At 47.1% G+C, this 20,775-nt stretch carries 14 protein-coding genes; all 14 read right to left on the reverse strand.

What is annotated here, in order from left to right:
• Positions 1–7 precede the first annotated feature (7 nt).
• Complete coding sequence (locus AWM70_RS17245; RefSeq protein WP_068698460.1) at positions 8–1,885, reverse strand: DUF927 domain-containing protein; 1,878 nt, start codon at positions 1,883–1,885, stop codon at positions 8–10.
• A gap of 86 nt (positions 1,886–1,971) precedes the next feature.
• Complete coding sequence (locus tag AWM70_RS23665) at positions 1,972–2,871, reverse strand: hypothetical protein (protein ID WP_068698462.1); 900 nt, start codon at positions 2,869–2,871, stop codon at positions 1,972–1,974.
• Positions 2,872–3,550: 679 nt separating this feature from the next.
• Positions 3,551–3,907 carry a hypothetical protein gene (locus AWM70_RS17255; RefSeq protein ID WP_068698464.1) on the reverse strand — a complete coding sequence of 119 codons (357 nt, stop codon included), beginning with the start codon at positions 3,905–3,907 and terminating at the stop codon, positions 3,551–3,553.
• 28 nt (positions 3,908–3,935) lie between these two features.
• Positions 3,936–4,820 carry a tyrosine-type recombinase/integrase gene (locus AWM70_RS17260; RefSeq protein ID WP_206093372.1) on the reverse strand — a complete coding sequence of 295 codons (885 nt, stop codon included), beginning with the start codon at positions 4,818–4,820 and terminating at the stop codon, positions 3,936–3,938.
• 49 nt (positions 4,821–4,869) lie between these two features.
• A complete protein-coding gene (locus AWM70_RS17265; protein ID WP_068698468.1) occupies positions 4,870–5,082 on the reverse strand; it encodes a hypothetical protein in 213 nt (70 codons plus the stop codon).
• A gap of 186 nt (positions 5,083–5,268) precedes the next feature.
• On the reverse strand, positions 5,269–5,565 hold the full coding sequence (locus AWM70_RS17270; RefSeq protein WP_068698470.1) for a hypothetical protein: 297 nt from the start codon (positions 5,563–5,565) through the stop codon (positions 5,269–5,271).
• Positions 5,566–5,579: 14 nt separating this feature from the next.
• The gene (locus AWM70_RS17275; RefSeq protein ID WP_068698472.1) at positions 5,580–6,059 is read right to left on the reverse strand and encodes a JAB domain-containing protein; all 480 of its coding nucleotides are present in this window, start codon (positions 6,057–6,059) and stop codon (positions 5,580–5,582) included.
• 793 nt (positions 6,060–6,852) lie between these two features.
• On the reverse strand, positions 6,853–10,242 hold the full coding sequence (locus tag AWM70_RS17280) for an Ig-like domain-containing protein (protein ID WP_068698474.1): 3,390 nt from the start codon (positions 10,240–10,242) through the stop codon (positions 6,853–6,855).
• A 511-nt stretch (positions 10,243–10,753) separates the two neighbouring features.
• The gene (locus tag AWM70_RS17285) at positions 10,754–11,095 is read right to left on the reverse strand and encodes a hypothetical protein (protein WP_068698476.1); all 342 of its coding nucleotides are present in this window, start codon (positions 11,093–11,095) and stop codon (positions 10,754–10,756) included.
• A 153-nt stretch (positions 11,096–11,248) separates the two neighbouring features.
• A complete protein-coding gene (locus AWM70_RS17290; RefSeq protein ID WP_169823464.1) occupies positions 11,249–15,196 on the reverse strand; it encodes an S-layer homology domain-containing protein in 3,948 nt (1,315 codons plus the stop codon).
• A gap of 223 nt (positions 15,197–15,419) precedes the next feature.
• Positions 15,420–16,544, reverse strand: coding sequence for an MraY family glycosyltransferase (locus AWM70_RS17295; RefSeq protein WP_068698480.1), 1,125 nt, complete (start codon positions 16,542–16,544; stop codon positions 15,420–15,422).
• Between the two features lie 121 nt (positions 16,545–16,665).
• Positions 16,666–17,415, reverse strand: coding sequence for a WecB/TagA/CpsF family glycosyltransferase (locus tag AWM70_RS17300; protein WP_068698482.1), 750 nt, complete (start codon positions 17,413–17,415; stop codon positions 16,666–16,668).
• 6 nt (positions 17,416–17,421) lie between these two features.
• The gene (gene csaB / locus AWM70_RS17305; RefSeq protein ID WP_068698484.1) at positions 17,422–18,657 is read right to left on the reverse strand and encodes a polysaccharide pyruvyl transferase CsaB; all 1,236 of its coding nucleotides are present in this window, start codon (positions 18,655–18,657) and stop codon (positions 17,422–17,424) included.
• Positions 18,630–20,648 carry a DUF5693 family protein gene (locus AWM70_RS17310; RefSeq protein WP_068698486.1) on the reverse strand — a complete coding sequence of 673 codons (2,019 nt, stop codon included), beginning with the start codon at positions 20,646–20,648 and terminating at the stop codon, positions 18,630–18,632. The genes csaB and AWM70_RS17310 overlap by 28 nt, the downstream gene beginning before the upstream one ends.
• Positions 20,649–20,775: the final 127 nt, after the last annotated feature.

The following is a 20,775-nucleotide window of genomic DNA, read 5'->3' on the forward strand; positions in this document are numbered from 1 at the left end:
CGCTCCCTTATCTTGTGATTTGATTCGGAAAATTCCCGTTATCTTTCTTCTTCCTTTTCTTCGTGGCTACATCCCTCGGTAACATCAGACGTTGCATTTTGGAGATTTCTTCACTTTTTAGTACTTTGCGGATGCCGAACTGCTTCAACTGTTTTCTGTCAAAAAGCAGAACATACACAACGTCCTGCCCCCTGGTTCCTGTCCCTTCAGGTAAACCCACTTTTTTTCTGAATTCTTTCGTTCCCACTTTTCGTCGGTTCGTGAACTTATTCGGCTCTGTCTTTAGCCGCTTTTCTTCTCTCCACTGCTCTAACACGACTTTAGGATCAGAAACACTGGCTTCTTTCATCAGACGATGAAACTGATGTTTAAGAACCGCTACTTCGATGTGATCCGTCTCGTATTTAATGACACCCCAGCATTCTCGACCTGTAAACACCCGATCGTGGGATCGGAAATTTCCATAGTTCTTAATGACTTGCTCAAGCATGAAATGGTAGGCCTTATCCGATTGGTTCCGTTCCATGGAAATCTCCTGCTCCACTTCATGTAAACGTTCCATCATTTGTTCCAGATTTAGGCCTAGCCCAAGCGATTCATTCACGAGGTCAGCTGTCGCCAGGATCATACCGAATTTCTCGGAGACACGCGTGACAAAATCTGAATCGGGTAACGTTTCTTCACATCGGTCCTTCCAGCGGTTACAGCGTTCTTCGACTTCTTCGACATCAAGCGACTGCAGGTACCGAACAAATTCAATTCCCGCATGTCCGTAGTGATCGAGTAAACGCCGTTTCAGATTGTCTGCATTCTCGCCCGAATTGGTCCATGTGGTATTCGCAAATTCAAAGACCCGAACCCGGAGTCCTTCATTCGCGTTGGTCTTCTGGAAAATGGAATGCTCGGCGATGGAGATGATGGTGGTTGACCAGTTGCCTTGGTCACGCAAGCCTCCCTCTTTGGTCATGCGGTCCTTCTCCCGATTCTCTGCAAAGGTGTAGATGAGCGAAGTAAAGTCTTTCAGGTTGCTCATGGAGGCTTCATCGAGCACGATGGGAACGCCGTAGTTGTTTCTCAGGTACGAAACCACGGCGTTGCCTGTGGCGTTCCAGCTTTTGATCAGTCCCTTCGAGGTCTTGCTTGGTCGGCCGAAGGGGGAGACCGCTAATTGGGCGGCGGTTGTTTTGCCACGTGTGCTCTTTCCGCAGATGTGCATGATCAAGGTATCCGCATCCTTAAGGGTGGACAGCATCCCCACCACTGCAGCAGAGAAGCCCATGGTCAAAGCAAGCTCCAGATTGACATTCCCGATGACCTCGTCCGCCACGATGGACTTCCATCCGGCTAAATTGCCTTTGGGCTTCAAATTGTAGTCACCCTTATAGCTGGAAGTCGGCGCATTCTCGCCAATGATCTTTTGGTGCTTGTAAAGCAGCCCATTTGGCGTATCCTGCCAACCCATATGCGTATGCACCGTGGTATAGGGTGCGGATTCCTCTTGAATGCGAAGGTACTGGATCAACTGTTTGGCGTTATGGTAAAACACGTCCACGCCTTTCTTGCTGAGCTTCTGTATGTCATTCGGATGCAGCTGGTCGCGTGTCACTTCAATGGAGCGCTTTTTATCTAAGTAGCTGTATTCGAGCGTCAGCGTGACATCGTTTGTTTCTTCTGCTTGTTCAACTTGGCTAATCTTCATGTACTTGCTGACAGGTTTATAGCTGACTTTCCCGTCCTTCTCCTCTTTGATAAAGAGCAGATCGCTCGTCAGCTTGAAGTTTTGATTTGAGCCGTAGTATTCTTCTTGGCTTTTCTGAAGGAACGAGAAGCTTTTCTTTTTGAGCTTCCTTTTCGGTGGGGTACCTTGTCTTTCATACGATTTCATGCGGTCTCTCCCTTTCCAGCGTAGATTTAGTACGAAGCCAGGAAAACCCGCATGGGCCTTCCTGGCGGTCAGCTTGGTTCATATATTTACGGGTTTACATGAATGAAGGCCGCTTTCTTTCCTTGCATCGTTTTGTACGTCACCTTGGAGAACGTGATGGATGTACGCCCGCTGAAATCAAGTTGATGGAAATTAGTCACTTCTTGCACCAATTCCGAGGAGTAAACGACTTTCTTTGCTCCGTACTTCTTGAGAGCGTAACTGGTGTACCCTTCGCCTAGCTGAACGGCAATGATAATGAAGTTAGGTGCGAACCCGATTTGTACGGTTTCAGCGAGTTGAAGCTTTCCGGCGACTCCCGATGAAATGACTACCCGCTTTCCATTATCCGAATTGACAATGGAAAGGACGCCCGCATCGGGAATTCTCCCCTTCACTTGTTTGGATTTGGAGGGAGTCAGGTCACTAATGTCAAAGTCTGGGACATCCTCGTCCGGATCGTACTCCTCCGAGTCGTCTTCGTCCGGGTCGCCTTCATCTGGTTCGTCCTCATCCAGTTCATCTTCGTCCAGATCGTCTTCGTCTGAGTCATCCTCATCCAGTTCATCTTCGTCCAGTTCCTCTTCGTCTAGCTCGTCCTCATCCAGTTCGTCTTCGTCCGGGTCGCCTTCATCTGGTTCGTCCTCATCCAGGTCTTCTTCGTCCAGATCGTCTTCGTCTGAGTAATCCTCATCCAGTTCATCTTCGTCCAGTTCCTCTTCGTCTAGCTCGTCCTCATCCAGTTCGTCTTCGTCCGGGTCGCCTTCATCTGGTTCGTCCTCATCCAGGTCTTCTTCGTCCAGTTCGTCTTCGTCCGGGCTGATGTCCCAATTGGGCTCCCATTCCTCTTCGATCTCTGATTCATTCGCGTTGCCTTCCTCCAGGTCATCCAAAACGTCCACTTTTCCATTCATTACCTCTGTCACCATTCGGTTTCTTTTCTTCATCCTTAATCTCTCCCTTCGAAATGGGAACCCTTGTCATGCAGGCAGACTTTTCAGCAACAAAAAAGACGCCTAGCATAAACAAAGATTCATAGAAAACGGCATAGTTATCCCGTTTCTATTTCTGTAATCTTTGCAAATGCTAAGGCGTCTGTAGCAGGGTTATGCCTCAATCGAGGTTACCTGAATGGTGACTGTAGTAAGCATGGACACGGACACGTGAAAGTGTCCACCAGAAGCTTCCTTAGTTAAAATTCTAAACATATGATGTTGTAACGGTATCTTATACTAACCTTCAAGCCCTTGTCAACACTAAACTATCCATTGATTCTTGTTGTTTTTGGCTTCTATATTTCTTTGTAGGTCACTGATTTGGCTATTGGGCAGTCCTTACTGCCCAATAGCGTTCTTGGGTCGCTGTTTGATCTATCAAAAATGGCTCAAAAAAACTTTTAAATCCTTCTCCCCTAAAGAGAGAGAAGTCACATGTTTTCCATTCCATGTCATGGTTAGTTTTAATTTAGAATGATTACTTTTTATTGTTTCGAACCTTTCCGATAGTGATCCTCTATGTGGCTAAGTGTCAAAAAAATAGGGTTCCTGTGGTGAAATCAAGAACCCATCCTGCTCGTGCAGAGATTTACCCATTTTAATTTATCCATCCTAAGCGTAACGAATCTCTTTAGTTCTGGAGCCACTGTTCTATTCTGGAACTCAGAGTTCCTTCTATGAAGAAAACAAGGTTCATCTGATGGTCATTCATGATGCCGATCCGAAAGTATCTGCAATCCTGAACTTCTTCTGTTTCTACGTATTCCACATGAATGAGCTGATCCAAAATGAATTTAGCATCCTTTTCCTCCTCCAAATGATGGATACAGGATTCCGCAGGTAATCGGAATTCGGTAAGGCATTCGTCTGTATGGTCTGATTCGTACCATTCCTCAAACTGGGTTCTAACTACGCTGATATACGAAAGGGGGATGTTTCCCCCGGCTTCTAATTCTTCAATGTCATAGATGGACTGGATCATCTTCATGGATCACTCCTCCTTTCTAGATCCCCTATTAAAGTTGGTCTACGGCGTTTTGCTTTTCCTGCCGCGTGGTTTGGATGTAGAATTTGGCGGTCATATTAACGGTCGAGTGTCCAGCCAATTTGCTTACTGTCGTGAGGTCTACGCCCTTTTTCAGTAATCTTGTACAGAAGGTATGGCGGAAGAGATGCGGGTACAGCTTGAATCCAAGCTCTCTTGAAACCATCGAGAGCCAATTCCGAACGGCATCCTGGTGGACTTTGGGAGAGCGCTGGCTCAGAAACAGATACTCGCTTTCCGCATGTTCGCTTCTGGCCCGCTCTCCCTTGAGGTACTGCTTCATGAGGTCCATGACGTCCTGACGCAAGCTGACTTCCCTCACCTTTCCCCCTTTGCCCATGACCAGAAGCGAAGAAGTCAGGAAGTCGATGTCCTGCCTTTTAATGCCGACCAGTTCGCTAACCCTCAGCCCACCGTACAGAAGCAGGTAACACATGGCCTTGTTCCGGACGCTCACCTTCGGCCGCTCCAGAAAGTGCAGCAGCGTGTCGACCTGCTCCTCCGTCAGGGCCTCGACGATCTGCTCGCTTCCGGCGGCGATCTTCACCTGATCCCTCTTGAGCTGGATGTACGATTCCCCCACCCAACCCTTTTGGAGGAGGAAGTCGTTGTAGACTTTGAGGCTGTTGATTTTCTTGTTGATGGTCGCCATGGCGAAATGCTCGTCCACCAAATGCTGCTTGTACCTGACGAAGGCGAAGCGGGAGAGGGGCTGACCGGGGTCAGCTGCCTTCTCGCCAAGGTACTTTTGGAACGCAATAACATCGCCTACGTAAGACTCGATTGTTTTCTCAGCTCTTCCTTCCTCAAAGAGCCAACGCTTAAAGGCCAGCGAAAGTTCATTCACTCGATTCATCCCCTTACACGCAAAAAAGCCATGAATGCTGTAGGGTGCATTCATGGCTTTAGACGTTCATTTGATTTTCTGTAAATACACGAAAGGCTTCCCTGATCTCCATTTCATCGTATCCCCACGCCTGACGAATCTGTCGGGGGTCCAGGATTCGGAAATGCTCGGTGAAGACATTCCGCTGCAGTTTCCATCCTCTCCTCTGGAGCACTGTCTCCCAGAATACGTTCCCTCCGAGTGTCTTTGTCGGGATGTTCGGAAATAGCATGTAACCACTCTCCTTGTCTTTGTTACTCACGATAGAATTATATTTATGCCGTGAGTTCTGCCCTCTTAAATAGGTGTCAAATGCTTGCCCTACTTCTAATTTCTCTGTCTGTCACCTCGCTAAAATAGTTATTTCGTGAGTTTGCACGTAGAAATACCGTGAGTTACCGGCTACGGAGCTGCTCGCCTAAACTCTTCTTCTCAGGAGAGGTTCGCCACTTTTCAGGATCATTTGCAGGTGCCACTTCTTCGTTTCCGTGGACATTGCGATCACTCCAAGCCATTCGGTCCCGTCCTCGCTATCGTACACAAGCGTTTCGAAGAGCAGGAACTCAGGCAGATCGTGAATCAGTTCACGCGGGATTAGGGATTCGTCCAGCTCGTTAAAGGATAATTCAACGGCCTCGTAGCTCACCTCTTCCCGATTCACTCTGACCTGAAATTCACTCTCTAGGGTCGTTACAAACCAATCCAGTTCCTTCATTCGGTCACTTCCTTTCAAATGTATCCCCGTGTCTTCAAGGAGACAAAGTTATCGTTACCTACGATGATGTGATCCAGCAGCTCGATGCCGATGATCTTACCTGCTTCCGCCAGTCTTTCAGTAGTGGAAATGTCTTCTTGAGAGGGGGAGCTGTTTCCGCTGGGGTGGTTGTGTCCTACGATGATGGAGGATGCATTGGAGAGGATTGCGGCTTTCATGACTTCCCTGGGGTGGACGATTGTGGCATTAAGGGTGCCGATGTGGCAGACGTTGATGGAGACGGGGGAGTTCTTGGTATCCAAGTTGACGACGAGGAAGGCCTCGCGGTCAAGGTCGGCAAGGAAGTATTTCATCAGCTTGTATCCGTCTTCTGGAGAGCGAATGGAGCCTTCATTGTAAGGCAGAATGGATTCCTTGACTAGTTTTACACTGACGATGTTGCTCCTTTGAGGCAGTTTTTTTGCCTCGAGTTCTCCCGAATGAATCTGATCCAATAACTTTGTAATGATCCATGCTTACAAATTCCTTCTAGAACTAGAAATAGCCCAAACTCCATAAAGGAATTTAGGCTGATGTATCCGTATACATGATAATAATATAAGTTTAATTTCCGTTACATTTCGGATTACCAAATGCACTTATAATTGTTACTTTTAGCAAAAACTGTGCTTCGTCGAACTTGCAATTTAATCCAATAATATTGTAGATGGAACCGATGGCTAATCCAGCTAATCGACGGTTCCGCTTGAAAGAAATAAATAGACAAGTCAATATTTCTATAGATTCAGTCATCCAAGTTCTTTCACACTGGCCACCAGTTGGCCACTGATCAAGGAGTTGTCTTAAGTAATGTCTCTATCTGTAGAATATATGCAGCTCTTTGCTATAGTTTATTTAAGCTAGGTTGTATCTTGTATGTACGACCTTTGGAAACAATGAAGTTGTCTTCTTCAATGTTCTTAAACTAATTGTAATTGTTTGTAATCATAGCAGGGAGAGAAGCTCCAACTTAAAGAGCCATACTATGAGTCGTTGCTGTGGCTTGAACTTTATTAAGCCTATGACCTCCTGTATCAGCGATAAAGTAAATACATTATTCAAAAATATTATTCTAAATGAATAAAAGTACATATCCTTTAAAGTTCTAAAGGGTTTGTACTTTTTATCTTAGGAATAATTAATTGGGTAGTTCCATAAAGTTGGCGTAATTTCACATACTTTATTTCAAAGAAAAGAAGCTTTCGATCAATGTAAGATCGAAAGCTCTTTTCTGAGAAATTTGGACTATTAAGATAATGTCCAACCAGTAGCGGTATTTGTTGCTGTGTAAGTTTTAACGTTACCAGCAGCATCAGTTACAGTGAATACTACAGTTTCACCAGTAGCTGCAGTAATACCACTGATTGTTGCTTGAGTTGTTGCAGTAGCTGGAGTAACAACAGCCGTACCAGTTTGAGTTCCACCAGTTACATCTACAGTAGCAGACTCAGATAGATTCAATACCAAGCTAGTTGTAGTCGAAGCAGCATCTACATTTGCAGTTGGAGCTTGATAATCAAGAACAATAGCGTTATTGTCAACTGCATCTTCAGCCACATCAAAGTTACTTACAGCATTTTTGATTGGTGTTTTACCATCAAAGTCAACAGCAGATGCTGTATCTGTAATGTAATTCGATACATTTGTCAAAGCAATACGATAAATGCCGTTGTAACCTTCTACATTTGGACCAGTTGGATTCAAAGCCAAAGTTACAGTTGTTCCAGAAATTGCAGCAGTGTAATCAGCGGTAGTACCGTATACAAGCTTAGTACCATCGGATTGAGTAATTGCGAACATTTGACCAGCAACATCCTCAGATGGAGCAGTAACATTCTCTGTGAAGTTCACAACGATTGTATTAGCACTTCTATCAAATACGATACCTGCTGTAGCAGCGGCAGGAGTACCTGCATCAGCAATAACAATTTTTCCATCGCTATTTTTCACAACGCTAGGAGCAATTGCATCCTTAACATTAACTGCTGTACCAGCTGCAACAATAGTTTGACCAGCTAGAGATTGTGAAACAGTACCAGTGCTCTTAGCATTAACAGTAACAGCGGAAACTCCAGTTGTTAAAGTATTGTCAGCCAATTTCAGGTGTACAAGAGTATTATCAGAAGAGTCAACCCATGCATCAGTTGCGGCTTTAGAAGTGCCACCAACTTTTACATCGAAGTCACTAGCCACAGCAGAAGCAGCCGGCTGAGACAATTTCACAACGACCTCATTGGTTGCAATTGCTTTTGCGTCAGCAATTTTGAAATCACTAACTACGATGCCAGATGCCAATGCATCAGCAACATATCCACTCAAAACATTACCAGCTGCAGATCTTACACCTTGAACAGCCAGTTTGCTAACTGTAACATTAGCAGGCAATTTGATCAGTACACTCTTTTGATCAGCAAGTGTTTCAAAAGTAGTTCCTGCAGGCAATTGACCTGTAACTGTGTTTCCGTCAACAGTGTAAGTAGCATAGTAGTTAGCTGGGTTCAAAATGGAACCTTCGCCATCAACCGCCATTTTCTTATCAAAGTTCAAAATGAAGGAAGATGCCGTTTTTACTGTAGAAACCAACTTAGGTTGTGCAATATCCCCTACTGTGATTTCGCCAGTGTAAGGCAACATTGTGTTAGCCAAAGTTGTAGTGTCTTTCAGACCAGTCACTTCGATGGTGTAAGTACCAGCAGCCAAAGCGTTGGAGAAGTTAATAGTCAACGTTTTGTTGGAATCGGACCAGCTTGGAGTATAGATATTAGTCACAACTTTACCAGTGCTGTCTTTGATTACTACATTTTTAGCTGCAAATGTGGATGTATCAACAGCTTTAGTAAATTTCAATACAGCACTCTTGTTAGTGTTAGTATTAAATGTGAAGCTTGCTACTTCCGGACGAGTTGTATCAATAACTGCATTTACAGTTGTCTTGGAGTCTGTAGCAATTTGGTTGCCAGAGTAGTCTTTAACCCCATTGATGTAGAGGTCAGTAGCATAAGATGGGAGTTTCTTCAAGCCAGAGAAAGTGATCTTGAATGTTCTTCCATCAATTTGTTTTTCATATCCGCTATCTGCATAACGTTTTTGGCTACCATCCAACCAGTAGATGTTAGAACCAGAAACTGTAGAAGGATCTACATCTTCACTAAATGTTACAGTTGCACTTTCAAAAGTAACGTTGGATACACCAGCAATCGTTGGTGCAGTTGTATCTTCAGCTACAGTGAAGTCGAAAGTTTTCTCAAGAACTGGATATCCAGCGTAATCTTGGATCGCTTTCTTAGTAACAATTTTGTGATCACCGTTAGCAAGCTTAGTGAAAGATTTGATGATTACAGTGTTGCTGTTCACATCAAGTGTACCAGAAACAACTTTACCATCAATTTCAAAGTAGTTGCTTGCAGCCGATTTGTTAGTAATGTTTACTGGCTCGCTAAATGTTACTTTCACAGCAGAGTTACCCAATGCTTCTACTTTATCAACCGTAGGAGCTGCAACGTCAGCAGTAGTAAATTTAACATCCTTAGCAGTTACAGTAGCAGTGCCGCCTGTTTTAACACCTGTAGCAGACAATTTGTATGCAGTGTTGTTCAACAGACTACCAGCAACAGTAAGAACTACAGATTTCTTATCGGCAGATACAGTTGCTTTTTCAATAGTAGTAGCATTTGCACCAGTGATGTCTCTCACTACAGAATACAAAGCCACTTGTTCTGCAGATGTCTCATCTACAGTACCATCAAAAGTAACTGTTACTTCTTTAAGGTTAGTTGCAGTTACGCTGTCAACTTTAGTTGCAGTTGTTACAACATAAGTTACTTTAGTAGAAAGTGTGTTACCTGCAGCATCTTGGAACTCGATTGGAGTTTCAACATTAGGTTCCAGCGCAGTTTTCAGTTCTACTTTAACAACTTCGCCAGTGGAAAGTGTAACGTCAACGTGAGTTGCGTCAACTACATTAGCACTTGTTACTGTAGGAAGCTGAGATTTCTCCCAAACTGCATATGCAGCAACGATTGCTTGGGAGCGAGTTGCAGCTGCAGTCCAGTTAGTGTTAGCTTCAAGGAAACCAGCGTTGATTGCGGCTTGAACTTCGCCTTTAGCCCATGCAGCTGCGTTGTTGTCAACGCCAGTTGTTGGAACTTCAAGTTTCAAGGCGCGAGTCAGAACGATTGCCAATTCTTGAGCCGTTACGTTGTCGTTAGGGTTAAAGAATTGTTTGCCGTTAACTACGGAACCTTGCATGATTTTAGCGCTAGTTACCGCTTCGATGAATGGAGCTGCCCAGTGGTTAGGACCGTAGTTTTTGTCTTTGTAAGTGTAGACGCCTTCTACTGGTTTCAATCCCAGGGAGTTAGTGATGATTTTAGCCAGTTCAGCACGAGTCAATGTTTTTTCCAGATGAGCCAAGCCGTCTGGCAAACCATTAACGATACCTGCTGCTTTCAAAGCTTCAAACTTTTGGTCTGGTGTAGTTGCTGCGTCAGCACCAAATGCTACAGAAGCAAACATGGAGAATGCCATTGCTGTAGACAGAGCTACGGATAAAATTTTCTTCATAACCTTTTTTTCTCCTCCTTGAATAACTTTCATGTGTAAAGAGTTTTCTTTAGATGAATAGCTCGTGTTACTCATTAGCCGTGCACCTCCTTTCCCGAGTTGAGCAAACTTCATATGAATGATGTCTGTGAGTTCGTCACAGAAACTTGTAAACATTTCCACAGGTAGAAATAGAGTAGTTTCCTAATCCTACCTTTCACATTATACAATGTGCGACTTTAGCCGTAAAGCTAATTTTTCTAATAGATAGACAAGTTTCCCCATTAGGTACAGTCTTCCATGTCTAATTAGGTCGCCCTTGCGTAACGCTCTACATCTTAAACGCTTAAGTTTCAAAAAAGTTGCGCCTTTCACAAAAAAAATTACATTTATTTAATTACTGTTACTCCGCGCCTTTTATTGAACTTTTTAGCAATTATGGCGTCTTACGGAATTCAGTATAGCACTCCTGATTCTCCCAGTCATCAAGCAACTTTTCCCAATACAATAACCTAATTTTATGCAGCTGAAACGCAAAAAAGACACCCGATGTCAGGATGCCTTTAGAGATTTTAAAATTATTTCTACTATATAATAGTAGCTAGTCTTATCTAACCTTCATCGCCAAATTAATCAATTGAGCACGAAGCTCCGGGCTCGCATTCACATTGGAATAGAAATTATCGATAGCCTCTTTGTTGTCCTTGTATTCTTTCTCATGTTTCATGGTTACGCGGGACCACTCGATCAGCTCGTTCTCTGCTTGAGTCAGGGCCACATAAGCATCATGAAATCCCGTCTCCAGTACGAGTCCTTCCATAACCTCTTCCGTAATCTCTTGCAGCTTCTGCGTCTCTTCGATCTTCTTCTCCAAAACTTTCGCTCTATCCTCAAATTTCGTCTTAGCTTTCGTATAGTTCAGCTGCGGTCTTGATAAAATCGGTTTCATATTCCCCTTCACCCTTTTGCAAAAAATGTCTGGCCTTCTGTTATTGTATCCTAAATTCTATTAAATTACAAAAAGATGTAATTGGTAATACTAGACGATCAAGGAAAGAGAAGCCATTGGAGCATCTCCAAGGCTTCTCTCAGAATTGTCCTATTAATTAAAGGTCTTAGGGAACATGCTGGTGCTCTTCTTAAGCAGTTCGACAGCTATTTTGCCCGCTTCTGCTCTAGACATGTAACCCTTAGGATTGAAACTGAACTGTGCTTTCTTCTGTCCAGGGACAGTCACCGCGCTGCCTTCCATAATCTTGGCCTTCGACACAGCTTGAATGGCCGGCTTCGCGTAGTTGTCCATGTTGCCGGAGTCTACAAACGATTTATCCAAAGTTGCACTGAGTTTGCTGTCATTCAAAGCAAGCTTCAGATTCAGCGCTCTTGCAATCATCACCGCTGCCTGCTCTCGGGTAATCGGCTGATCCGGGCCAAAGAAACCATCTGTTTGACCGGTAATAATGCCTGCTCTTGCAGCAGTCTCGATGTAATCGTAGCTCCAGGTAGCCGTCGTGATTCCTGGTGAAACGTCACTGAACGATTTTGGTGTTAAAGAAGTATCCGAGTTGATCGGCAAGTTAAGTCCTTTAACCAGCAGGGAGGCGAATTCTCCGCGAGTGGTTTGGTCATCTGTGCCAAATGCATCTGTACGGAGGTTAGCCATAATGCCTTTCGCGTACAATGCATTCAGGATATTCCGCGCCCAACCGTGGTTCGTAATATCCGGATATCCCATCCGAAGCTTCATGACTTTATAATAACCGAATTCGTCGAATGGTACGGTTACCGTATGGGCTTTCGTATCGACTTCGCCGCCAATGTTCTGCCAAATTCCGTTGTCTGTGTAACGGAAGACGGTGATCGTTGTTCCGGCGTCGTCAACGATATTAGGGTCATAAGCAATGGTTAATTCCCCTCGCTGCGAAGGAACAAGCTTTCTTGGTTTACTGAACAGCGTAAAGGTACCTTCAACCGAATAAGGAGCAAGACCATTTAATACCGGCTGATCCTGGTAGTCGGCAAGACCTCCGTTCACCCAGTAAATCGGAGACACCAGCGAGAAGTTTCCTGTCGCAGCCGTGGTCGAGAAGTTTTGAGAAACAACAGCAGGAATATTGATGGCAGGCTGACCGCTCACTTCGGTTGGCTGACGTCCAATCGTATTGCCGTAGTCGTCTTTACGTCCAACAGCTCCGTCAATCGGATCTGCAATTCCGAACAAAATTTTATTGTTCGGATAATATTTGGTTACGTCCGTACCTGTTGCGATCGTCTCCAGCACAGTTGCTTTAGGGAACGATAGGGTTAATCCCTTGTTGAATACCGTATATTTGTTGCTTACTTTCTCGGCCATATATTCGCTATTAACGCCCACAGTAGTCGTATAATACACCGAAAGACTACCTGTCAGATTGCCGCCTGTGCGTTCGATCTGAATTTTGATTGTATTAAGCTTATCTGGTTTAAGCCCTACATAATCATAAATGAAACGGTCTTTCATATCCGTTCTTGGAGTAGCTTCATCTTTGCCAATCAGAACTCGGGTAGCACCGGCAGCTTCAATATCAATATGAACAAAGTTTTTGTTTACTACAATTTGATCCCCGGAGGTAGCCACTGGTGAAATAATTCGATAAGGTTCAACTACCCGTTCGATTTCAACCTTTTTCGTTGTACGTGCTCCTGTATCGTTGACCAACTCCAGTGTGTAGAACTGGCTGCCCGGAACATCAAACTTCAAGTCATCAACACGAAGGATGAAGTCGTCTTCGTTGCCGGCCAGTTCATAGGTATAATCTACACCATCCATCTTAAAGGTTCCAGTAGTCGTTTGGGTGTTATTAAAATTCAATGTGAACAACCGTTCAGAACCCCGATAGAAATTCAAGACACTGACACCGCCGCCGCGGGCCACCAAATCATATTTCGTTTGGCTTGTTGTGTACTTATCTGCTGTTGCATTATAAGTAAACTCAGTCGAATAATTCAGGATTTGATTAATTACGGTTGGATCCGCTGTGGCCAAGTCCGTAGGGAAAGCCACGTTATCCGGTCTTACATTCGGATGGAACTGCTCGATTGTAGATCCATTTGTATCTGTAATGTAGATTGTTAAAGTAGTTTTTACAGTAGTCGAATTGCCTTGGCTGTCCAGGTAAACGCCTGTAAATACAATGTTATTTTCGCCATACACAAGCGGGCCATTGTTGCTGACTTTAAGCTTCAAATTGAAGCTTGTTGATGCCGGAACTCCAAGTTCATAGCTGGTGTCCGGTTCGTCCCCATACTCAGTTTCAAGATTCTCATCGCTGATTCCGTTAACAAAATATTGAGCGCTGCTGATATTTGGAAATCCCAAATATTGTCCGGATACCGGAATAATAGTGTCGCTTGTCGACTTGGAATTGATGCTGATGTTTTGCCCATTTTGCAGATTGCTGATCGAAATAGACGCTTTGGATACAAAAGTAATCGTTACGTCTTTGTAATCAGATGTATTGGAATCATAATTGAGTCTTACCTTTTGCGTACCGCTCGCAAATCCGCTTACCTTATAAATAATTTGATTAGAGCTGCCTGTAACAGCTACCGGATCAGTCACCGTTACCGTTCTTGTTCCAAGCGGCAAATATTGTCCGACGAGTTTGTCAGCCGGGTTTCTGTCCTCTGTTGATTCAACCATAATATAGAAATCGCTGGAGTTCACGTTGGCACCGTTGAGCGGCTCCTTAGAAACGCCAGTAAGATCCCCATTGTTTTTGGTAGGGTCATATTTCGGCAAATAATAGATTTGGTTAATTTGGTTCTGACCCGGCAGGTAATAGAAGCTTCCCCGAGCCTCTGGGTTTACCAAGGTTGATCCGGAACCATATTGCACTTCTACTCTAACATTGTTCAACCCGCCGTTAGCTGTTGATACAGGCACATTGTCAATCTTGAAAGTAGCCAGCCGATACTTTGGCGTTACCCCGTCCGGTCCCGGCACCCGAACTTCCGTGCCTGCAGGGTTATCAAGAAGTTTGCCTGAGGTATCAAACGGATTCACCTTAAGAAGAGGAATGTTATGATTGGCATTCAAATCTTTGGTATAGTCGCCATTCAAATAGATGGATACATTATGCTGGAAATCTCCAGTGAAGGCATCATAAGGGATCAGCACCTGAGCGATCAGGGAAGTTCCCGTCGCAGCCAAGTCGGCAGGCTTCACGATCTTTGGCTGGTTGTTCTGTAAGCTGAAAGGCTCGTTCTTAGCATCACCTGCCAGAACATAAAATCCTGTATACGGCGCAGTAGAATCATACAGATAAACCGTTCTCTTAAAGGTCACGGAATCGTTATCACTGCTAATAATGATCGTTAACTCATTTGCTCCCGGATTAAGAGGCAGACCCGAACTGAAGAAGTTCCCCGACGTCCGGTCCAGAGAGGCATCATAGGCTGTACCCCCGTTAACGCCAACAGTCACTTTAGTTGCATTCTGGGCTACACCCTGAAGGGCGATTGGCTGCTCGGTTACTACAACCGGCGTACCTTCATTCAGCGGCGTAGAAGCTCCCCCGCCGCCCGCTACAAGCAGGCTTTGCAGATAAGGAACCTTGTCAAACAGGACGTAAAAAGACTCTGAACGTGTTAATCCGCCTTGTACTCCTGAGAATGTAATCTGGTTATAACCAGGGTATAACTGCAGATTATTGGCAATAAAACGTTGGCCGCTTGTAGCGCTCGGATCGACACTTACCGCTCCATTGCTGTAGTGAGACGGATCTGGCTGCCAGCTGACCTGCCCTTTCGCATTTGTAACCGGTGTAATTTGCTGGACAACAACTGACAAGCTGCTTCCAGTTACACTAGTGAAAGAACCTTCAATAGTCAGCGTAGGTTGCGAAGTCGTATAGACATTTTCACGTTTGATTTGCTGAGCTTCCACTGCTGTATACTCCATGCTCAGTCCAACCGTCTTCCGGATATCCAGAACGTCCGGACTGAAATAACGGGTCGATATGACGTCAGCTTGAACGGCTCTTGGAAGCCCGCTAGGAATTAAAGTCAAAATAAGTGTCAATAATAGCAGCCCTATGAAAGGCTTCTTAAGGCGATACATTGGCGCAACCTCTCCTTTTTCCTCGATAGTGTTACCTCTTTTATCGGACAATCCCCTCTAAATTTGAAGAAAATTGGCATAAAAAAGTCCCCTTTTCTCGGAAAAGGGGGCCTGGTGCCTAAATAACAACAAGCCCTCCACCCGCAGGTGAATGGGCTTGTCCGATATAATCTTATTTCGATCCGCGTTCTGCTGTTACCTTGAGGCGCAGGCGCATCAGGAAGTTGATCAGCGGGCGTTTCGTCTTGCCGATCAGGCCGATGACTTCCGCACCGATCTGCAGGAAGAAGGCCATGATGCAGATGACGACGAAGGTGACCCAGTTGGCCGAATACAAAGCGGCCGAAGACTGAATGACGGCCAGAATGCCAAAGAATGCGGCAATGCCGTAAATGATCAGCACTGTCTGGCGGTGGCTGAAGCCAAGCTCGCGCAGGCAGTGATGCAGGTGGCCTTTGTCCGGCGAGAAGATCGGTTTCTTCTGCATCCAGCGGCGCACAATCGCAAACATCGTATCCGACAGCGGCACGCCGATCAGAATCAGCGGCGTCAGGAACGAGACGATCGCCACCTGTTTGAATCCAAGCAGGGACAGGAGCGCAAGGCTGAAGCCCAGGAACAGCGCACCGGAATCGCCCATGAAGATCTTCGCCGGATGGAAGTTGAAATACAGGAATCCAATAATGCTGCCGAGGAGCAGCAAACAAATAACAGCAATAATTTCATTGCCTATAATAAAGGACATAACGGCAATTGTACCGATGGCAATGGCAGATACACCTGCAGCAAGGCCATCCAGACCGTCAATCAGGTTAATGGCATTGGTTACGCCCACGATCCATAGAATCGTAAACGGAATGGCAATCCAGCTTTCAACGGAAGAATAAGAATGAAATGGAATATTGGCAAATTCAATTCGAATATCAAATCCAAAAACAACGATACAAGCGGTCACAATTTGAACCACAAATTTCAGCTTTGCGTTCAATTGGAAGCGGTCGTCCAGCGCACCGAGCAGCATAATCATCGTTCCGCCGACCATAAAGGCTCTAACGAAGTTCACGTCACGCGTAGACAAGTATTCGTCCGGAATGAACGGCAGGATGGCAAACAGCGCAACCATCACGGCTACGAAAATCCCCAGTCCGCCAAGCCGCGGCATAATGGTGGTGTGCACCTTGCGAGCGTTTGGCTTATCAACTGCCCCAATAAAGAAAGCAAATTTCTTAACCAGCGGAGTCAGGACCAGTGCCAAAGCTAATGTCAGCACAAACCCGATGATATAAATCATCAACATGTCAATTTCAACCCCCATTTGTTCTACCGAATGAATTATACTCCGAAAGCAACTAAAGACCAACCTCTCCAAACCGCTATTGTAGGCTGATATTCTGGTGAATTAGCCTGTTTTCCCGGAATTAGCCGAGGTTTTCTTTCTCCTTTAGCACTTTTACGGCGAATTTCGGCAGCGCAAGCATTCTGCGGTAGCGGGTCGGCTCCTTAATGAGCCGGTACAACCATTCGGCACGCAGCTTCTGCATCCATTTCGGCGCCCGCTTGGAACGTCCGGAAATGACGTCAAAGCTCCCACCGACGCCCATCATCACGGGCACAGCCAGCTGCTCCTTGTACTTGGCGATCCAGGGCTCCTGGGTATCCGCTCCGCGTGCCACAAACAGAACGTCAGGTGCGGCGGCTTTAATAGCCTCAACTACTTCCTGATCCTGTTCGGATTTAAAATATCCATCGCGCCATCCAACAATCTTTACACCCGGATAAAGCATTTGTAACCGATCTTTTGCTGCCTGAATCACTTCCGGCGAAGAACCGAGCAGGTAAAATTTCCAAGCCCGCTGCTCGCCCAGCTTCATCAGCTCATGCAGCAGGTCAAACCCGGCTACCCGCTCCTGGACGGGATTTCCGGCTTTGTTCGCCGCCCAGACAACACCCGTGCCATCCGGCACAACCAGCTCCGCCTTCTTCATAATCTCCATATAAGAAGGATCTTCGAGCGCCGCCATCACCATGATCGGATTGGCTGTAATCACCTGATGCGGCTTGCCCGCTTCAATCGCCTGAGTCAAATAGCGAACCGTATCGTCCATGCCCCATTTGCTCACCCGGATGCCGAATAAATCCACCGTTGGAATCGTATTGTTCTGATTCACCTTGAGTCACCCTTTATCCTTCACAAAATAATCCGCAATCCGCTGCGCCGGGAACACCACTTCCCGCTTCAGCCGCTCGATCTGGCCGCTGTGCTGCTTCTGCCAGTCACCGCGGCTGCCGAGCAGATGCTGGGCTTTCGCGGCCAGCTTCTCTGCCGACAGCTGATCGCTGGTCCCCACCGGGACGCTGCCCAGCCGGGCCAGAAAATGATCAATCTTCGGATCATAAGAAATGCCCAGCAGGGGAACGCTTCTGGAGGCGGCATAAATCAGGCTGTGCAGCCTCATGCCGACCAGCAGCGAGCAGCCGTCCACCTCACGCAGCATATCCTGCGGATTATCGGTGGCCGGAGCCATGCTGATTCTGCTGCCGGTGCCGGCCAAATCGCCGATCCGTCCCATGCAGAAGCGGGAAGCTTCTTCGTCGGAGGGCAGATGGAACGGCAGAAACCGCAGATGGACGCTGCGCTGGCGGGCCAGCTGCGCCAGCCCATCGGCCAGGGCCGTCAGCTCCGCCCGCTCCTTGTTCCAGAAGCGGACGGAAATGCCGATCACCGGCAGCTCCGCTTCTTCTCCGCTCTGCTGCGCTTGAGCGGCAGATGCTGTAGCCTCCGGTGCGGGAGCCGGCTGATCCGCATCCCCAGCACCTGCACCAGTCGCCGCTCCTGCAGCCCCTGCCGAAGCGGCTTCTTCCGTTTCCTCCGGCAGCCGCATGCCCATAACCGGATCAGGGACCACCTCAATCCGATCCTGCTTCACACCCATCGTGTGAAGCAGCTCCGCCGATTCCATGTCCCTGACCGAGATGTACCGGCATTTCTTGAACACCGAGGCGATCAGGCGGTGGAACAGCTTGCGGTTCACCGGGCCGACGCCTTGGGCATACACGAAGGTCGGTTTGCCCAGCCACTGCGCCAGCTTGATGATGCCTAGATAATAAGGGACCGAAGCGGGGCCTGTAGCATCCTGGAGAAGGCTTCCTCCTCCGCTGATCAGACCATCGCTTTCCTGTATAGCTTTCCTGACTTCAGACAATTTCATCCGAGGAACGGCCCGGACTTTATACATTTTTGTTGTCCATTCCGGATCGGCGGACAACACGATCGGCTCGAAGGTTATCCCGGCCTTCGCTCCTTCTTCATCAAGCGCGGTCAGAATCGAGCGAAGCACCGCTTCGTCCCCGCTATTGCGGAAGCCGTAGTAACCGGACAACACTATTTTTCGAGTAGCAGAGGCGACCATTTCTTCCAGCACCTTTCAAGGATTTGCCAAATCAGGACAAAGACCAGACCGACAATCAGGCCAAAGCCGAGACCCAGCAAGCCGCGGATCAGGGAAATGAAGAACGGCGAATGGATATGAGCGAACGTATCCACCATCGACAGCTGACCTATCGCGGCAATGATCATGATGTACAGCACTTTCGGATATCGCAGGGACGCAAAGACCCCAACGATAAACAACGGATGAGCGAACAAAAATTCCTTATTCCGCGGGCGAACGCCAATCGTATTCTCCAGGAATGCGCGGAACGAAGCTTCGCCCGGCAGCAGGCTGCCCGAGTTGCCTGTCCGCGACAGGTAATACAAGCCGGCAATGCCGATGATGGCGACAATGACAACCCAAAACACGGTAATCGGCATACGCAGCCATCTGCGCAGCTCGGCCAGAACGGATTCGCCCTGATAAAGGAACACGTAAATGGCCACCAGCAGCATCGGAACCGCATGCAGCAGGCTCACGCCGCGGAATTGGTTCAATACAAGCGCATAAGTAATGTTATTGAGCAGGCCGACTACAAATGGAACGGCGCTCAAGCTGATCAGCGCGGACTTGATAAACAGCACCAGGCTGTGCGATAGTCTGCGCGAGGCGCTCATCCCCGGATGGGCGGCGCCCAGCTCCTTGACCTTGCGGATCGCCAGAATCGTTGCCACCGTAGGGGCACTGATAGCTGCCGCAAGCGCGAGCATCTGTTCCAGCAGCGTCGGCTTCAGCACATACAAACCTGCACTGCCCAACAGCCCCAAAATCAGCATGGCCAGCGTCCATGAAGGCAGGAACAAGGAGATCATCATTGCCGTGAAAGCAACGGCTCCCAGGACCACAAACAATTTGGCCGCTTTCTCCCACGAGTGATCGACTACGTCAAACGCCTCAGCTGTGCCGATTTGAAAACCGTCCTTCTGAACCCGGCTGATCGCATTGCCCGGCTCCTGAAGCGTATGAATCAGGTTGTCGATCGGATCCGTAATCGTCGCTTTCTCCGGATTGCGGGAAGGCGAAGCATTCAGATACACCATCCGGATTTTGCGGTCTTTCACCGCCAGTGCAATCCGGTCAGCCAGCGTGGAGGTCGATTGCACCGCATCCGTATCGCTGATGGAATGCAGGCGTACTACATTGTAGTCCAGCAGGTAGGCCAGCTTGGCAAAACCTTTCTGCTGCTCCTTCAAACCTTCGATAACGGCAATGCCCATTCCTCTTTGTTTCAGGGAATTAGCAAAAGCCTGCAGGGAATTCTTGTCGGCATTGTCCCCGTAGCCTTTAACAGCGTTGCCGTCGAACAGAATCCGGTTCACGCCATAGCTGGTGAACAAATCCAGCTCCTTGTCCACAATCTCTTGACTGTAAGGACCATTGTCGTTCATCCGCGGCAGGATCATAAATCCTTTGCTGTGGATCAATTCAAGCGCCTGCGGATCAGGCTGCAGCGACTTCAGACCTGCATCCTCCGGCGAGGTGTTCAGGCGAAGCCCCTGCAGGCCATTCACGCTCCAAGGCGTGACAGCAATATCAAACGGCTTAAAGCCGTCTTCAATGATCGGGGCGTAAATCTTCGCATTGTCCTCGGACGTAAAAGCAATATAAGTAGCATTATCCTGGGCCGTTACGGCCGACTTATTCATTTCGGCAACATCCTGCGAGTTATAAACCATAATCCGGCGCGCTTTCTTCAGCTCGTCCAGATTACTCTCGAACACGGCAATGGTGTTCACTCCGGAGTCGTGCAGCTTATCCAGTTCTGCAGACAAAGCCTCCTGCTGGTTCACCTGGTAAGACGAAATGTCGAGCAAGCTGCGATAATTGAATACAAACTGTACCTGCTTGGCGGAATTCTCCGTCTCTACCCGTTCGTAAATGATCGGCAGAGAGGCCACCAATCCCACAACAACCAAAATCCACAGCCATTTGCGGGTGGTGTTGTTCCCCTTTTTCCACGTTGAATACACGAAAGAACCTCCTCATTAATGTAGGAACGGCGCAGCATGGCACATCCCCGCTAAAAATCCAAAAATGGAAAGGCCACAGCCTGTCCATTTCCAGATTTGTATAAAAGGCGGGCACAAGTCCCGCCCA

It is taken from the genome of Paenibacillus yonginensis (assembly GCF_001685395.1).
Lineage (GTDB): Bacteria > Bacillota > Bacilli > Paenibacillales > Paenibacillaceae > Fontibacillus > Fontibacillus yonginensis.

What these genes read in the sequence shown, in the direction of transcription:
- AWM70_RS17285 (WP_068698476.1), bottom strand. Translation starts at nt 11,095, where the DNA reads ATGAAACCGATTTTATCAAGACCGCAGCTGAACTATACGAAAGCTAAG.
- AWM70_RS17280 (WP_068698474.1), bottom strand. Translation starts at nt 10,242, where the DNA reads ATGAGTAACACGAGCTATTCATCTAAAGAAAACTCTTTACACATGAAA.
- AWM70_RS17260 (WP_206093372.1), bottom strand. Translation starts at nt 4,820, where the DNA reads ATGAATCGAGTGAATGAACTTTCGCTGGCCTTTAAGCGTTGGCTCTTT.
- AWM70_RS23665 (WP_068698462.1), bottom strand. Translation starts at nt 2,871, where the DNA reads ATGAAGAAAAGAAACCGAATGGTGACAGAGGTAATGAATGGAAAAGTG.
- AWM70_RS17265 (WP_068698468.1), bottom strand. Translation starts at nt 5,082, where the DNA reads ATGCTATTTCCGAACATCCCGACAAAGACACTCGGAGGGAACGTATTC.
- AWM70_RS17255 (WP_068698464.1), bottom strand. Translation starts at nt 3,907, where the DNA reads ATGAAGATGATCCAGTCCATCTATGACATTGAAGAATTAGAAGCCGGG.
- csaB (WP_068698484.1), bottom strand. Translation starts at nt 18,657, where the DNA reads ATGGTCGCCTCTGCTACTCGAAAAATAGTGTTGTCCGGTTACTACGGC.
- AWM70_RS17270 (WP_068698470.1), bottom strand. Translation starts at nt 5,565, where the DNA reads ATGAAGGAACTGGATTGGTTTGTAACGACCCTAGAGAGTGAATTTCAG.
- AWM70_RS17295 (WP_068698480.1), bottom strand. Translation starts at nt 16,544, where the DNA reads ATGTTGATGATTTATATCATCGGGTTTGTGCTGACATTAGCTTTGGCA.
- AWM70_RS17245 (WP_068698460.1), bottom strand. Translation starts at nt 1,885, where the DNA reads ATGAAATCGTATGAAAGACAAGGTACCCCACCGAAAAGGAAGCTCAAA.